The organism is bacterium (genome assembly GCA_026708015.1).
Lineage (GTDB): Bacteria > Actinomycetota > Acidimicrobiia > Acidimicrobiales > Bin134 > Poriferisocius.
Map to the genome: position 1 here is coordinate 13,380 of JAPOVT010000056.1, position 15,577 is coordinate 28,956.

Annotated in this window: 9 protein-coding genes and 1 pseudogene; 1 reads left to right on the top strand and 9 read right to left on the bottom strand. The window is 61.1% G+C overall.

Annotated features, from left to right (window positions below; genetic code table 11):
- Positions 1-5 precede the first annotated feature (5 nt).
- The 9 genes and pseudogenes from OXG30_13800 to OXG30_13840 form a co-directional block, all read right to left on the bottom strand.
- Positions 6-2,168, bottom strand: a complete 2,163-nt coding sequence (locus tag OXG30_13800; protein ID MCY4135964.1) for a hypothetical protein — start codon at positions 2,166-2,168, stop codon at positions 6-8.
- Positions 2,169-2,412: 244 nt separating this feature from the next.
- Positions 2,413-3,456 carry a substrate-binding domain-containing protein gene (locus tag OXG30_13805; GenBank protein MCY4135965.1) on the bottom strand — a complete coding sequence of 348 codons (1,044 nt, stop codon included), beginning with the start codon at positions 3,454-3,456 and terminating at the stop codon, positions 2,413-2,415.
- Positions 3,457-3,484: 28 nt separating this feature from the next.
- On the bottom strand, positions 3,485-4,399 hold the full coding sequence (locus tag OXG30_13810; GenBank protein MCY4135966.1) for a sugar phosphate isomerase/epimerase: 915 nt from the start codon (positions 4,397-4,399) through the stop codon (positions 3,485-3,487).
- A 92-nt stretch (positions 4,400-4,491) separates the two neighbouring features.
- A complete protein-coding gene (locus OXG30_13815) occupies positions 4,492-5,133 on the bottom strand; it encodes an HAD family phosphatase (protein ID MCY4135967.1) in 642 nt (213 codons plus the stop codon).
- 17 nt (positions 5,134-5,150) lie between these two features.
- Complete coding sequence (locus OXG30_13820; protein ID MCY4135968.1) at positions 5,151-7,733, bottom strand: hypothetical protein; 2,583 nt, start codon at positions 7,731-7,733, stop codon at positions 5,151-5,153.
- A gap of 44 nt (positions 7,734-7,777) precedes the next feature.
- Positions 7,778-10,804, bottom strand: coding sequence for an NAD-dependent DNA ligase LigA (ligA, locus tag OXG30_13825; GenBank protein ID MCY4135969.1), 3,027 nt, complete (start codon positions 10,802-10,804; stop codon positions 7,778-7,780).
- A gap of 16 nt (positions 10,805-10,820) precedes the next feature.
- Positions 10,821-12,098, bottom strand: a complete 1,278-nt coding sequence (locus OXG30_13830; protein ID MCY4135970.1) for a DUF222 domain-containing protein — start codon at positions 12,096-12,098, stop codon at positions 10,821-10,823.
- 192 nt (positions 12,099-12,290) lie between these two features.
- The gene (locus tag OXG30_13835) at positions 12,291-13,280 is read right to left on the bottom strand and encodes an exonuclease domain-containing protein (GenBank protein ID MCY4135971.1); all 990 of its coding nucleotides are present in this window, start codon (positions 13,278-13,280) and stop codon (positions 12,291-12,293) included.
- Positions 13,281-13,370: 90 nt separating this feature from the next.
- Positions 13,371-14,564: pseudogene (locus tag OXG30_13840) on the bottom strand (adenosylhomocysteinase).
- Positions 14,565-14,656: 92 nt separating this feature from the next.
- On the opposite strand from OXG30_13840, the gene OXG30_13845 reads away from it, so the two are divergent.
- Positions 14,657-15,547: a hypothetical protein gene (locus OXG30_13845; GenBank protein ID MCY4135972.1), complete on the top strand. Its 891-nt coding sequence runs from the start codon at positions 14,657-14,659 to the stop codon at positions 15,545-15,547.
- Positions 15,548-15,577 lie beyond the last annotated feature (30 nt).

A 15,577-nucleotide genomic window follows, 5' to 3' on the forward strand; every position in this document is an offset into this window, starting at 1 on the left:
GAAAGTCATCGGACCTTCTCTGCTTGAGAGCGCACATAGTTGTTGACCAGCACCGCCACCAGCAGCAAGGCGCCCAACACCAGGAAGCGCCAGTCGCTGTTCCAGGTAGCAAAACCGATACCGGAGGTGATCATGCCCCAGATCACCGCGCCGATAGCCGCGCCGATGGCCGATCCATAACCACCGGTAAGCAGACAGCCGCCGACCACGGCCACAATGATGTAGCGGAACTCGTTTCCGTCGCCCACGTTGGCCTGCACTGAGTTGAGTCGGAAAGCGATCACCATGCCCGTGACCCAGGCCGACGCCGACACCAGCATGAACAGCGTGGTCTTGGTACGGGCGGCAGGCACACCCACCGAACGGGAGGCGTCCTTGTTGCCGCCCACGGCGAAAATCCAGTTTCCGAACTGGGTGCGGGCCAGGACCCAGGCCCCTGCCACTGCAAACAACAAGAAAAGCATCACACCCACGCCGAAGCGAGTCTGGGCCTGGGTAGCGGCCAGTTCTTCGCTGGTGATGAACATCAGCTTGGCCGCGATGCCCAGCATCACTGAGCCCAGCCCGACGAAGACCAGCGATCGGCCCACGCTCTCGTCGGAGGTGAACAGCGTGCGGTAGAGGGTGGCCAAGGCAAAGACCGCGAATGCGACGATGCCCCCCTTGGCCACCGCCATGATGATGCTGTAGAGAATCCCGTCGCCATCGGCCAATTCCAGGATCAATGACACGAGTCCTGCGACCAATCCGAGCACTGTCCCGACTTGCCGAGCGAGCGGGCCGTGTGCCGGTGGTGGCGGGGCAGAGGTGCGCCGGGCCGCGATCAGCCGGGCGACGGCGGAGGCGGCGAGTAGGAGCGCGATCAACAGCAGGGCAGTGAACAGCTCCACCCGCAGCTTTCGGGAGGTGGCCTCCGACTGGATGAAGAAGGCCAGTATCACGATGCCCACCGAGGTGAGGAGGGTGAACAATGCCGCTAGCCCTCGGCGCCGGGCGGCAATGCTCAGCAGTACCACCCCCGCAAGGGCCAAGATGCCGAACAGGATGGCTCGGGCCCCCTGCACGGTGATCATGTAGCTGACGGCGGGGATGAGGGCGATAAGGGCACCGATAGCGGGATATCCCACGCTGACCCGGCCCAGCGCGGCCAGCACGGCCAATACCCCGGTGGCGCCAATGCCGATGGCCAACACAGCGCGTCCCGGCGTGCCGGTCAAGAAGTCGAGGCGGTCGGCATTGTTGGAGTCCATGACGGCGGCGATGAGAATGGCACCGACAATGGCCACAACCCCGGCGATCAGGAACTGGACCACCCGCGGGTCGTGTTCCGTTGAGGTTGGTTCTCGCTCGGCTGGTTGGTAGCGGGCCAGACACCAGCCAGCCACCGCTGCCAGAACTCCCGCTCCGGTGATGATTCCGAATATCCAGTTGGAGCTCTTGCTGTCTTTGCTGAGCAGCAGGATGTAGCCAACTGTCCCGACAGCGGCTCCCACGATGAACATCAAGTATCCGCCCAAGACCGGTCTCTTCCGGCGAGAGTAGGCCAACTCCATGGTGCCCAGGATCAAGACAACCGCGCCGATGATGAGTAGACCGCTCCAAGCCCAGTCTCTGCTGCTCCAGAGATTGGTCCAGCCATCGTTCTCCCACACATGGCCGTTTCGGACCCAGGTGGCGCCGAAGATGTTGTCCCAGAACTCGTAGCCGCCCGACCGGTCGAGACCTTCAGCGATCACCTTGTTGGTGAACAGCTTGGTGAAGCCGAGCTTGGCCCCGATGAGGATGAAGAACGTGCCCAGGGTGACGATGAAGCTGGGCAGCGAGGTCTTGTCCACCAGCGTCCCGTTGAACCAGCCGATGGCCAAGGCAAAAGCCAGTGAGAGCGGGACTGCGAGGTGGAGGCTGAGCCCGGCACCGCCCAACTCAGCGGTGTCACTGCTCAACAAGACCACAATCACCGCGGTGGCCCCGGTCATGGAGCCGGAGGAGAGGTCGAACTCTCCTCCGATCATCAGCAAGGCCACCGGTATCGCCATCAAGCCGAGCGTGGCCGCTACGTCCAGATAGTTCGCTGTACCCCCAGCGGTTCCGAATGGGGCCGACACCAGCCAGAACAGCAGCCAGACTCCGACTGCGCCGATCAGAGCGCCGATCTCCGGTCTGGTCAACAGCTGTTGGACCGGACCTCGGTGGGCTAATCGCTCGTCTTCAACCGACGGCGAGCTATCCGTAGAGTCAGTCGTAGTGGTCGCGTCGGACACGAGAGCCCCCCTCTCTACCTGGGCGATGTACCCGGCCAATGGACTTCTTTGACTATAAGCGAAACGAAAGGAGCGCTGCCCGGATACCCGGGCAGCGCTCCTTTTTCTTGTTTCTTGCGACGCGCTCAGCGTCGCAGGTCAGTTTTTGGGTTTAGCGGGTTCCCTGGGAAACCAGCGCCTTGACCTCTGCCGCGTTGGCGGTGTCGACGAAGCCCGGGCCGGTGAGGATGGGCAGGCCGCCACCCGCGGTGTTCAGGTTGGTGGCTTGCAGGTGCATCAGGATGACCGGCAAGTAGCCCTGGAGGTACTGCTGCTGGTCGACCGTGAAGGCCACATGGCCATCCTCAATCTCATTGATGAGGTCGCTGGACAGGTCGAAACCGCCGATGATGAGGTCCCTACCGGCTTGCTCGCCGGCAGCAAGGGCCCGCAGGGGCAGGTTCGGACCGACACCGAGCACGCCGTCGATGCTCTCATCGCCTTGAAGGATCGCAGCAATGGTGTTCTGCTGCTCATCGGGGGTGGCGTCGAGACCGACGAACTCCGAGGTCACCTGGCCGTTGAAGGTCTCGGCCAGGCCATTGCAGCGCTCTTCCAGAGCCACGTTGGTCTGCTCCTGGCGGGCGCAGAGCACGTGGGTGGCGCCCAGTGCATTGAACCGCTCGCCGGCGCCGTTACCGGCCACGGTCTCGGTTTGGCCGATGTGGGTGGTGGCGCCGAGGGCCTTGTAGTTGTTCACACCCGAGTTGAGCGTGTACAGCGGGATGCCCGCGGCAACCACGGCCTCAGCCGCCGACTGGACGCCAGCCGGATCGGCCAGCGAGATGGCAATACCGCTGGAGCCGGCAGCGATGGCCGCCTCGATCTCCTGGGCTTGCCTCAGGGCGTCGTTGTTGGAGCCGAAGTAGACGACGTCGCAGCCGATGGCCGCGGCGGCGTCACGCACAGCCACCTCAACCACTGACCAGAAGGTGCCGGAGTCACCGTGGGTGATGACGTGGTAGGTGTGGTCGCAACCCTGGGTCGGGTCGACTTCCACGGCCTCCGTCGGCGCTGGAGCTTCAGTGGCTGGTGCCGCTGCTTCGGTAGGTGCGCTGGGTGCATCCTCGCTGGTGTCATCGTCGTCGTTGCCGCAGGCCGCGACTACGAGCGTGAACGCTAGGAGCAAAGCAAACAGCTTCCATAGCTTTCTCATTGTTGGGTTACCCCTCTCAAGGTAGTTGTTATTGGTTTTGTGAGGTTCCGGCACCCGCGAGTACGGGTTCCAGACTGCGCAGGAAATCGATGCTCTGGCGGGCGTCGAACCTCAGCCGAGCTACCGCAGAGGGATCATCCTCTGAGATTGCCGCATCCTGCTCCAGGACGTACCAGAGGTCGCGTCCTGATTTTTCCAGTAGGTCGACGATCTCGGCGATCGGCAGCCCTCCCTGGCCCAAGGGCGGGAATAGGCCCTGCTGAACGCCCTGCATGAGCGACAGCTCTCCCGCCATGACCCGAGCGGCGATGCCCAGGTCGACGTCTTTGATGTGTACAAGTGCGACGCGATCCAGATAGCGCTTGGTCATGTCCAGGACGTCAGCGCCCCCCAACAGAAAATGCGCGGTGTCGAGCACCAGCGCGGTATCGCTGATTTCCAGTACGCGCTCGGCTTCCCCTGCGGTCTCCACCAGGCATCCAAAATGGGGATGGAGGGCCTGGGTCAGACCGTGGTCGCCGGCTACTCGCCCTACTCCGGCCAAAGCGTCGGCCACGATTCGCCATTCGTGATCGGCCAGCGGCTCTTGGCGCCAGTCCTCCAAGTGGCTGACCACACAGGTGACAAAGAAGCCACCGCCTCCACCGGCGATCAGCGCCGCAGACTCAGCAGCCGAGGCCAGGGTGCTCCTGATTTGAAGTGGATCGTGCAGAACCAAGGGGACGAAGCCCCCGAGCAGCGACAGATTGTGGCTCTCGAGTACGGCTCGCAGGTCGCCGGGATCGGTGGGCAAATACCCGAGTGACCCAAGCTCGGTATGGGTGAACCCGGCCTTGGACATCTCCGTCAGCACGGCTTCAACAGGAAGCTGAAATCCCCAGCCGGGCATCTCGCAGACGCCCCAACTGATAGGCGCGGTCGCGGTTCGCTCAAACAGTGTCATGTGCGCGCCGAATCCCCTCCTTCGCGCCCCTCCAAAGCCCCATTTTGCTAGTGATCTTGCCAAATGGTCAAGTCGAAATTTCCCATTTGGCTCTATTCCGAGGCTATGACCATGTCGAGTTCAGCGAGAGCGCCGGAGATGTCGTCTTCTACCAGAATCCCGTGCATGCCGAGATGGCGTGCGGCGGCCACGTTGGGTTCGAAGTCGTCCAAAAATGCGCTCGTATCCGAGCTGGAAACTCCCAGTTGATCGAGGGCTAGCCGGTATATCCTCGGGTCGGGTTTGCGCATGCCCACCGTACTGGAGTCGATCACCGCGTCGAAGAGTTCGTCGACGGGGATGAGTTGGCGCCACATGTTGCCGAACTCTTTGGCGTTGTTGGTGATGATGGCCTGTTGCATGCCCGCCTCGTTGAGCTCTCGGACTTTTGACACGGCCAACTCTCGCCGCTCATCGTTGTTGGTGCCGGACATGGCCTTGAAGAACCCCTCGGAGTTGAACCCCTCAATGCCGTCTGCCCGGCAGGCCTCCGCCGCCGCCTCTAACGCGTCGGCCAGTGTGCCCTCACCCCGCTCCAGGCGGTGCCAAGGATGGTCGCCGTTGGCCTCGTAGCGCCCGAAGACATGCTCCAGGAGACGCTCGTTGGTGGTGCCCAGAGAGCGGGCATAGTCGTCGAGGTGGAACGGCGATCCGGTGAACACCCCGCCAAAGTCCCAGAACACGGCCTTGATCATCAATCACTTCCTAAGGTTCAGACCGAAGCGTATTGGCTGCCCCAGCAGCGGACCGAGCCGTCCTCTCGGAGCGCGCAGCTGTGGTAGTCGCCCGCGGAGATGGCGGTGAAACTTCCCTCGGGGATGCCATCCAACTGGCCAATCACGGTTCCATCGAAGTCTTGATTCGATCCCCAGCACGTGATCGTTCCGTCGTCTCGAAGGGCGCAGGAGTGCCAATAGCCTGCTGAGACGGCAATAAAGCTACCTTCAGGGATGTTGTCCAACTGCCCATAGCGGTTATCGCCCCAGCACTTGATGCCGCCAGCTTCTGGAAGCCCGCAAACATGAAAGCCGCCGGAAGCCAATGCGCTGAAGCGACCCTCGGGAGGACCACTTACCTCACCAAAAGCATCGGAACCCCAGCACAGAACAGTTCCGTCAACGAGCAATCCACAGGCAAAAGAATCACCGGCGGCTACCGAACTGAACTGTCCATCAGGGGCACTCAAGCTTTCGCGGCCCCAGCATAAGGCTGTGCCGTCTTCTCGGAGTCCGCAGCTGAATGACGAACCGGAAGTGACGGCGGTGAAGCGGCCCTCAGGAGAATTGCTTACTACGCCGGAATCGTCGGATCCCCAGCATAGAACGGTTCCATTGTCTTTTATCGCACAGGTGTGGATGTGGCCGGATGAGGTTGCCGAGAATCTGTCCGCGGGTGCAGTGGCCGAGCCGTGCGCGCCGCTACCCCAGCATAAGGCTGTGCCGTCTTCTCGAATACCGCAGGTGAAGCTCCTGCCAGCTTCGATAGCCGTAAATGAGTCTCCGGGAACGCCCAAGCCCTTGAAGTAGCCACCACCCCAGCATTGGATGGTGCCGTCTTCTCTTGCTCCACACACGTGCCAGGGTGCTGCTTCGATTGCTCGGAACTGCCCGCCCGGCACCTCCAGGGCTCCGTTGGCATTTGTGCCCCAGCATTGGACAGCTCTATCTTGCTTCAAACCGCAGGTGAAGCCGCTTCCCGCTGAAATAGAAGCAAAGGCTCCTGTGGGCGCATCCGACTCACCGTCGTCGTTGGATCCCCAGCATTGGGCGGTGCCGTCTGGCCGCAGGCCGCAGGTGTGCCAGGTGCCGGCGGAGATGGAGGTAAAGGTTCCGGTGGGCGCACTCGATTGGCCAATGAACTCGCCGTGTCCGTCGTCGTTGGATCCCCAGCATCGGGCGGTGCCGTCTGGCCGCAGGCCGCAGGTGTGCCAGGTGCCGGCGGAGACCGCGGCAAAGGTCCCGCCCGGCGCATTCGACTGGCCCACATAGGTGTTGTGCCAGATATCGCGATTGCTGCCCCAGCACTGGACGGAGCCGGTGGGCCTTAGGCCGCAGGTATGGAGATGCCCCGCGGTAATGGCCGTGAATCGACCAACGGGCGGACTTGCCAGCCCAACCTGGTTGCCCCGCTCATCGTCGTCGAAACCCCAGCACTTGACGTTGCCGTTGGCCCGCAAACCGCAGGTGTGCCACAGACCGGCAGCAATCGAAGTGAACGAGCCTGAGGGAGCGTCTTTTGGCTCAAGGTAGTTCTCGCCCCAACACACTGCGGCGCCGTCTTGCCGCAGCCCGCAATTGTGGTATTGAGCAGCGGTGACGGCGGTGAAGTCGCCGCTGGGGATATTGAGCCTGTTCAGATCACAGCGGTCGTGCTGACGCCACCCCAACTTGAAGAGGTCGTCGCAGCCAATGCGGTTGTCGCCGAGCGTGGCCCGAGCACTTGGGGCAGTCATGATCGACAGGAACTCTGAATCGTGTCCCAAATCAAAGACCGAGTGGCCCAGTTCGTGGCCAATGAGGATGGCGTGATTCTTGCGGTCGTTCGAATATCTCTCAAGCGTTGGAACTGTGACGGCTCCAATTTCAGGCGAGGCGTAACCGGCCACGCCGCTTCCCGAAGAGATCCCGGCGAGAATGAGCGGGAATTGGTATTGGCCAATGGCAGAGACCTGGGTTTCGCAGGGGTTCATCCCATGGGCATTCGACCAGTCGCCAATTCTTACGTCATTCCATGCCACATGGGGTGACACGATCCCCCCGGGCACGAAGTTCAACTTGACGGTGTTCGATGACTCCCGCAAGAAAAAATTGCGGATGTCCCCATTGAATCTGCCGGCCTCGGCTTGCAGTTTCGCTTGGGTGTATCCGGCGTTGGCCGGGACGCAGTAGAAGACATGGACATCGATCTGTTCCGGGTCGGGTTCTTCGACGGGTTCTTGGACGGGCTGCTCAGCGCAGCCGTCGGGCACGAGTTGGGTGTCGATGTCGAATCGGCAGCGGTAGACGTTGAGCAGTGATTCCTGGGCAACTACTAGGTCGTCGCGCAACATGACTTGATTTCGGGTAGGCGTGCCCCCGAAGTCGGCGGGCTCAGTCGGGCCCTGGCTGGGTTGGCCGCTGATACAGCCGCCCGGCACCTGTTGGGTGTCGATGTCGAATCGGCAGCGGTAGACGTTGAGCAGTGATTCCTGGGCAGCGATCAGTTGATCCCTGAGGGTGATGTCTTGGAGGGTTGCCCCACTGTCCTGCGCCGCGGCGACGGTGTTCCCGAGGGCGACGATTCCAGTGGCGAGCATCGTGATAGCCAAGAGACAGGCGGAAACCCACCTCAGCGCCAGGTTCAAGGCAATTTTCCTGTCTCCATGAGCTCTTGGAACTGTGCCTCGTCGAGAATCGGGATGCCTAGCTTCTCGGCTTTCTCCAGCTTGGAGGCACCGGGATTCTCACCCATCACCAGTGCAGTGGTCTTGGACGACACGCTGCCCGGCGACTTCCCGCCCCGAGCCTTTATGGCCGCGCCCACCCCGTCGCGGGTGTAGCCCTCCACCCCGCCGGTGACCACGATGGTCATCCCCTCCAAAGTCTGCGGCAGCGCTTCGGCCGGAGTGTCGTCGTTGTTGTCAGGGGGGATGAACTTGGTGGCGCGCAGCTCGGCAGCTTTAAGGTTCAAAACGATCTGCCGGTTGGCCTTCGTTTGGAAGAACTCACGGACGCTTTCCGCGATGATTGTACCAATCCCTTCCACATCAGAGAGTTCCTCGACCTCTGCCTTCATGATGAGGTCCAGGGCCGGCTCGTGCATGTTGGCAGACTTGCTTTCGTAATAGTCAGCCAATACTTCGCTGGCAGTGTCGCCAAAGTGGCGGATGTTGAGCCCCACAAGCAGCCGGGACAGTGGTTGGTCTTTGGACCTTTCAATGGCTTGTCTCAGATTGTCGATTGATTTGTCGGCGAAGCTGGCCAGTTGGGCCACCTCGTCAACGTGCAAGCCGATTTCATCCTTAATGCCATCGTCGAGGGCTCTGCTCCAAGTCAATTTTCTGAACTGTTCGAGCAGGTCCAGGTCAATGTTGAACAAGTCGCCGAAATCGGCGATCAGGCCGAGATGGAAAAGCAACCTGGCCTTTTGCTCGCCAATTCCCCTGCTTGGTTGCCCCGTGCTGCTGGTTTGTTCACCGGCGGTCTCATTTCTTTCGAAGTCCCGTATTTCCTGAGGGTCTAGGTCTTTATCGCTCAGCCTCTTGGGGGTAGGAGCAACGAATCTGATGGTCCGCTGGAGTGCTTCCTCTTGCTTTGGGGAGAATGCCCTACCAGGCGGCGAAGGGGGATCATCCTTCAGTGAGACCTCTTCGTTGCAGTCCGGAGGACTGTCGCCCGCTGTCGATGAGGGCAGGTCTCCCATCTTGACTCCCGCCGCGCGCAGCTTGGCGATGGACGATTGGTTCTCCTCTGAGCCAAAGAAAGTCCTGATCGCCTCGGCGACTGCCAACCTGACTCCTTTGATCTGAGCCAAGTCCTCTGCCGAAGCCTCGATGATGTCGTCGAGATGGGGGAATGCCTGGGCCACGGACTTTGCGGTCGTAAGCCCAAGTCCATCGATCCTGAGCCCAACCAGCAGTTCGGCCAGCGGGCGATGCTTCAGGCTCTCGATTGAGGCGGCCAGATCGGCGCGGCGTTCGGAATCGAGTTGGGAAAGGGCAGCAACCAGGCTGGATTCAAGGAAAATCTCTGCGTCATCATTGAGGCGAGTAGTCCAAGTGGCGCTCTTAAGGTCCCGAAGCAACTCAAAACCGTTGGAATCCAACCTGTAGATGTCATCCACACTGGCGATGAGTCCGAGCTTGATGAACAACCGGACTCGCTGTTCGCCCAAGTGCTCGATGTCCATGGCGTTCCGGGCGGCAAAGTGCTCGATCCAGCCCCGGATCTGCTCGGGACAGCGTTCGAAACGGCAATAGTGGGCTGCATCGCCCTCTTCTCTAGTTAGCGGCTTCTTCTCCGGACAAGGGCAATCTGAGGGGAACTCCCACTCAGGCAGTCCGGTGGGACGATCGGACAAGACTGGCCCCAACACCTCGGGAATGACATCGCCGGCTTTCCGAACCACGACGGTGTCTCCCTTTCGCACATCCTTGGCCTTGACCTGATCTTCGTTGTGTAAGGTGGCCATCGCCACTGTGGATCCACCGACAAAAACAGGCTCAAGCACGGCAAATGGGGTGGCCTTGCCCTTGCTTCCGATGGAGACCTGGATGTCCAAGAGTTTGGTGGTTTGTTCTTCAGGGGGAAGTTTGTAGGCAATAGCCCAACGTGGGGCCCGGCTGGTTGAGCCCAGTTCCCGTTGGAGGTCTAGGCGGTCGACTTTGATGACCGCGCCATCGATCTCGTAAAGAAGGTCGTGGCGCTGTGCCTCGCACCGCTCAATGAATTTCCAGGCTGCGTCGACAGAGTCCACCGTGGTGGTTTTTGGATTGACCGGCAGGCCCAGGCTCTCCAGATACTCCAGCATGGTGCTGTGAGTGGCCAATCCAGGGCCACCCTGAACTTCGCCAACCGAGTAGCACCACATGGACAAGCCCCTAGTAGCGGTAATCGCCGGATCCTTCTGTCGAAGCGACCCGGCTGCGGTGTTACGGGGATTGGCGTAGCGAGGCTTACCCTCGGCCTCTTGCTGAGCGTTGAGAGCCTCAAAAGCAGCCAGTGGCATGTAGATCTCTCCTCGCGCTTCAAGTACTCGGGGTGCTCCCGCGGGGAGCCGATGAGGGACGGACCGTTTACCCTCATATTCAAGAGCGAGGATGTTCGCAGTGATGTCCTCACCCACGCGCCCATTGCCTCGGGTAGCAGCCTGCACCAGTTTGCCGTCCTCATAGCGCAGCGAAACGGCCAGACCATCAAACTTGAGTTCGCACACAAGGTTGCCCAACTCCGCAGAGGGCATTTCCGTCTCAGATGTGCCTCCGTCTTTGCCTTCTCTTTCTTCGACCAACAGCAACGACCCCTGGCCACCTGCCTCTTCGGCAGCCCTGCGAGCCCGTTGAACAGCAAGACGGCGTCGGGCCCGATCGGCCCAAGCGCTCAGCTCGTCGCGATCGAAGGCGTTGTCCAACGACATCATCGGCACCCGGTGTTCGACCGGTTCGAACAATGTCGATGGGTCAGCTCCGACGGTTTGGGTGGGGGAGTCGGGTCGAGCCAGATCCGGATGGGCTGCTTCAAGATCCCGCAGCTCGCGTTTGAGCAGGTCGTAGTCGGCGTCGGGTATCTCCGGCATATCGTCGCCGTGGTAGCGCTGGTCGTGGTAGCGGACAAGCTCAATCAACTCCGCAATGCGGTCTTCCGCGCGGGCGCCTGCTCCCGATGTCACTGGCCGGATAGTACTGCTAGCTGGCGATGATGACGCCCGCTGTTTCGTTGGTGGATTCTTGTCCGGATTCGGTTCTTTGACTTGGGCTGCGGGCTCGTGGCCTAGATGGCGGGACGATCTGGCATTGCCCTGAGGAGTCTTGCGTGACCACGTAGCCATGTTTGTGGACCTTCTTGTGGCACTTGGGGCAGAGCAGCACGAGGTTGGTGATGTCGGAGGTTCCGTTGTTGCCCCACCAGGTGATGTGGTGGGCGCCACAGGCGCTGGCTCGCATGCCGCAGCCGATGCACTGCTTGTCTCGGATGAACAGGGCCAGCTTTTGGGCGGCGGTGGCGGCTCGTTGCTTTCTTCCCATATACAACGGCTGGCCGTCGGCTGCGAAGATGGCTGGGACGATGCTGGCGTCGCAGGCGATGTGTCGGAGATCGTCGATGTCGATTGGGGTGCCGTCGATGAGTCCAGCGTTCTTTAGTTGACCGCACAGAGTGTCGTAGTCGACAGAGACGATCAGTGTGGTGGGCTGCGGTGTGAGATCGCCGCATTCCAGTCGGTCAAAACTGGATTTGTCACTGTGGCGGCCGTGGCTGTCGGAATCGCGGAAGTCGGTGCCATCGTTCGTATCACAGCAATCAGCGTGTGATTTGCCGCAGGATTTTTTAGACCCCGCGGGTCGTTGGGTGATGAGAGCGACTAGAGCATCAGCAGTGCGCTGCTCGTGAGTACGATCCGAACTGCTTTTGGCGTCTTCTTTGAACATGCGGTCGGCTAGGGCATAAAGCGAGGTTTTGACCCGCTCGCCGGCGATGCGATCGAACTCCGCATGCAAGATGACCATCTCGTCATCGCCATCGAACACCTTGCCGATGCGGTGCTCGCGCTGGCGTTCATGGCGGGTCAAACCGTCGTCGGCCCGGCGCTGGTCTTCGTCGCGGGCCACAGTCTTCTTGAACACGTCCAAATCCTCGGTGATGGCTGCGGTGATCAGCGCCAATTCCTGCTCGGTTGACAGCGGGGCCCGTTGGTGGGACTCGCCCAACACTCGAGCGTGGTCAATGGAGATCCATCCTTGCTTGGCTGCATCCAGCGTGGTGGGCAGAGCATGGAGCGCGCTGGCGGTCTTGGCCTGCTGGCGGGCACGGTAACGACCGAGACCGAATTGGCGGCACAATTCCTCCACTGCCTCTTGGCCCTCTAGATCGCCTAACCGTCCCAACAAGGACGTCAGGTAGCCATCCAACTGGCGGCGAGCGCTGTCGGCTTGGAGGATCACCTTGACCAATTCACCCGACTCCATTTCGGATGAATCAGGCAGCTCTACTCCAACACAGCGGCCTCCACGGCCCGAAGGCCCGCTACTGGCAACTGCGGTGTTTCCCCTGGTGAAACCACCTAAATCCATGCCACAAGTCTACCGACGCCAGTGACAAATTGACCTCGCAGCTTTGGGCGGGGCCAAGTGTTTTGCCCTTGGCGTGTCGAGTCTTTGTCAGGAGAAGGCAGCGGGATCAGCCATCCGGAGGAAGTCGCTTTCGTTGATGATCTCAATGGCCGCACCGGAATCTCGTAGCTCTACTGCCTTGCGGAGCTTGGTTGACATGCCGTCAGCCCCGACTCTGCTGTAATCGGTCATCCCCAGGACCAGAAAGTGGGTGCGCTTGGAAATCGAGGTAGACGGCTTTCCGCCTGAATTGACAGTGACTTGAAATGCCGCATTACGGGTCATTGAGTCCAGGGTTCCAGTGAAGGCAACACGCTTGTCGAACAGCAGGCCATCAGGATCAATCTCATCAACGGTGGGTTCGATTTCCGATACACGCGGGCTTGACCTCGACGACGTCGAAGATCGTTGTGCGGCATTGGAGAAAGGTGCATAGTGGTCAACGGACAGCCGACCAATTCTGTAGCCCAATTTCTCGCACGCTTCGAAGACACCGCTGCTGTCGAGTTCGCACATGGTCAACAAGACTTGGGCGGCTGCACGGGCGTCCGACAGTGCATCATGGTGATTTAGGTCTGCAATGCAAAGGGCATCACAGACGTCTGGCAACCTCCAGGATCCAAGGTCTGGCCAGCGACTACGCGCCAGCCGGGAAGTGCATAGGAATGAAGATTCAGGAGGTGTGTAGTCGTGAAAGATCGCAGAGTGGCGAATAACTGACATGTCAAAGGGGGCGTTGTGAGCTACGAGCACACGATCTCCGATCAGAACGGAAGCTTGGGTCCAGACGTCACCGAATGAAGGTGCGTTCTTGGTATCAGCAGCGTGGATTCCATGCAGCCAAGTATTGAATTCCTCATATTCGTTGTACGGCGGTCGAATCAGCCAACTCTGCTCATCGACGATGCGTCCGGCGTCAACGGCAACAACTCCTAAAGCGCACGCAGAGGAGCGTTGGGCAGTGGCAGTCTCAAAGTCGATAGCAGCGAAGGAGCAGTCCTGCTCCCACTGGCGCTCTTGGTTTGGCCCGTTCGTCACCTGTTGCACTCTAGTGTTACACCGCGACGTTGAGCATGTGGTTGCGTCGTCAGATGAGGCTGTGGATGGTAAGAAGTGCTTGACCAGGGTCTAGCCCCTTGGCGTCTGGTCTTGGTCTGGCCGGTGCAAAGGAGACTGCATGGCTTCTAGCACTGCCAGGGCGACTTCGTGGTTTATGGCCTCGGGCACGGGGTGGGGACCCAAGGGCATGGTTTTGCTTTGGGTGGCCAGAAGCTCCAGTGAGCGGGCTTGAAGGGTGAAGCCGAGGTCCATTGACTCTATGGAGTTGCCCCGCGAGCCTTGGGCGGCAAGGTTCACGATCTGCCCATCGGCGATCACGAATACGCTCTTGTCAGCACCGAGGTCGTAGCGGGTGAGCGACGGTTCCATAGGGCTGGCTGACGCCGCATCTTTGAGTTCCGACACGGTGATCTCCCGGTCGGTATGGCCCGCGTTGGCGAGCACGGCGCCGTCGCGCATTTGGCGGATCAGGTCGACATCGACCACGCCCTCCCGTCCGGTAGCAGTGATGAAGACTTGCCCGATTCGCGCCGCTTCGGATGCGCTGGCGATGCTGAATCCGTCCATGGCCGCTTCGAGCAACTTCACCGGGTCGGGATCTACCACCACAACGTTGGCACCGCGGGCCGCGGCGAACTGCGCAACGCCTCGACCGCACCAGCCGTAGCCGAAGACCACCACGACCTTGGCGTGAAGCGAGATGTTGGTAGTGCTCACGACGGCGTCGACCACCGACTCGCCCACCCCGTACTTGTTCTCCACAATCGACTTGAGCGGGCTGTCGTTGATGACGATAACGGGCATCCGCACCCGCTGGGCATACTGCTCTCTCAGCAGAAAGGCGCCCGAGGTGGTCTCCTCTGTGGCCCCTAGCGGCAACCTGCCGGCTTCTATGCACGCCACGATCAGTTCCGCGCCGTTGTCCAGCAAGAGATCGAATCCCATGGCGGCCATATGTTCGAGGTGCGCAGACACCGAGTGGGCGTCGTCGTCGGGACGGTCGAGCACTTCGCAGCCCCACGACTCGATTTCTGCGACGGTGTCGAATTGGGTGGTGCCCACGTTTCCCAAGGCAGTTACTTGCGCACCCCCGCGAATGAGCGCGTTGATCAGCACCGCAGTCTTGGGCTCCAAGTGAATCCGCAGGCCGATGCCGAGGCCGTCGAAGGGACGGGTGCGGCTGAATTCTTCGGCCACAGAAGCCAGCACAGGCATGTGGCGGCGGGTCCAGGCGATACGCCCGCGTGCGTCACCCATGAATCTGAGCCGACGAACAAGCGTGACGTACCCAACAAAGGCGACTCACAGCCGAGATGGTAGAGGTTGGCTTTCCTTGGGGTAGGGAAGATGCTGTAGTGGGACGAGTGAAGGGTCTCTCGGGGGATCGGGCTTGGGCGTGGTTGGTGCGAGTGTGGTGGGCGGCATTGCCGTTCACTGCTGGGCCGCTCTTGGCCGATGGGTTGCACGAGACGGGCGCGGCCTGGCGGACCACAGCGTCGGTGGGGCTATGGGTGGTGTGGGGCGTAGTCCTGGTGGGGTCGTTGCTTGCCCATCCGACCACGCTGGTCTTGGTCCGGCTGGCCACACCCTCCGCCGTGGTGGCCTTGGTTTGGTCGGGGAGGGAGGGGGCCGATTGGGGCGAGGTTGCGCTGGTCTCGGCCATCACCGCCGGGGTGGCCGCAGTGTCGCTGAGCGCTCCGGTGGGCCATTTGTTCGTGAACGGCATTTCCTATGGTGACGAAGCGCGGCTCTTGCTTCGACCGTCGGCGCTGTTGCTGGCCGGGCCGCTGCCCGTAGCGGTGGCAATCACGGTCGGAGGCGTGGTGAGCGGGCCACTGCTGTTGGCTGCTGAACACTGGGCTATTGGCGGGGTGGTCACCGCGGCAGGCGGGGCTCTCGCGATGGTCGGCGCTCGCTCACTCCATTCGCTCACGAGACGATGGCTGGTGTTCGTTCCCGCCGGTGTCGTGCTCCACGACCACCTCGCGGTGCAAGACCCCGTTCTGCTCCGTCGCCGTGCGGTGGGCAGCTTCGGGCCCGCTCGACAGGGGTCCGATGCCTTGGACCTCACCCAAGGTGCCGCTGGTTTGATATTGGAGCTGACCACAAACCAGCCAATCACCCTGACCCCGCCCACCCGACGCAAGGGTTCGGCCGAAGAGATCCAGGCCAGCGGCATCCTCATCGCCCTTTCGCGTCCTGGCTATGCAGTGACCCTGGCCCACCAGCGCCAGCTCATTTCCTGAGACCCTGAGCACGGACAAAACTTTGGGCCT